Source organism: Streptomyces sp. A1136 (assembly GCF_004795055.1).
Classification (GTDB): domain Bacteria; phylum Actinomycetota; class Actinomycetes; order Streptomycetales; family Streptomycetaceae; genus Streptomyces.
Window position 1 is genome coordinate 1 of the sequence record NZ_SSBJ01000146.1, and the last position, 739, is coordinate 739.

Below are 739 nucleotides of genomic sequence, written 5' to 3' on the forward strand. Positions count from 1 at the left end.
CGGCAGGAACCGCGGCCGGCTACCGGCGGGTGTACGTCGACGGCGGGCGCACCGTGCACCAGTTCCTGCGGGCGGGTCTGGTCGTGGACCTGACGCTCTCCCGGGTGCCGGTGCTGATCGGCACGGGACACACGCCGTTCGGCGAGCTGACGGCCGACATCCCGCTCGAGCACGTCCGCACGCAGACCTATCCCGGCGGCATGGTGCAGTCCACCTACCGGGTGCGCCGGAACGCCTGACCCGGACCTTCGTCAGGCCGCGGTCGCGTGCGGCCGGGCACGCACGAGCTCGAACCCGGGGAGCAGGGGCAGCTGGGCGTCGACCACGAGCGGGAGCGCGATGGGCGAGCCGAGCAGGCGTCGCTCCTCGACGAGCGCCCGCTCGACCGGGTCGAGCTCGGCGAGGATGCGGTGGTAGACCTCGGGGCGCACCCGGATCTCGCGCGGCTCTGCGGCAGCGGAGCTCCAAGCGGTCGCGAGGATGTCTCCCACGTGATCGGGTCGACGCCAGTGCCGGTGCTGTGCGGCCCGGTCCGGCGACGCTTCTCGGCGGGCGAGTACCTCGTCCATGACGGCCCTCCTGTGCAGACCTTCCCGCGCACCGATCAACACGGGCAACACCTCGGGAATGCCCTATCCCTCAGGAGGGAGAGTCCCACCCGGTAGAGACATTTCGACGGGAATCTCCGGCCCCAACCGGGCGCCCTGCAGCAGCTCCAGATCGTCGCCGGACCAGAAGC

At 71.7% G+C, this 739-nt stretch carries 2 protein-coding genes; one reads left to right on the forward strand and one right to left on the reverse strand.

What is annotated here, in order from left to right; all coding sequences use genetic code 11:
- Nucleotides 1-239: dihydrofolate reductase family protein (locus E6R62_RS37740; RefSeq protein ID WP_206308990.1), on the forward strand; the 239-nt coding region annotated here is incomplete at its 5' end.
- A 12-nt stretch (nt 240-251) separates the two neighbouring features.
- On the opposite strand, the gene E6R62_RS37745 is transcribed toward E6R62_RS37740, so the two are convergent.
- Nucleotides 252-569 carry a hypothetical protein gene (locus E6R62_RS37745; protein WP_136217937.1) on the reverse strand — a complete coding sequence of 106 codons (318 nt, stop codon included), beginning with the start codon at nt 567-569 and terminating at the stop codon, nt 252-254.
- Nucleotides 570-739: the final 170 nt, after the last annotated feature.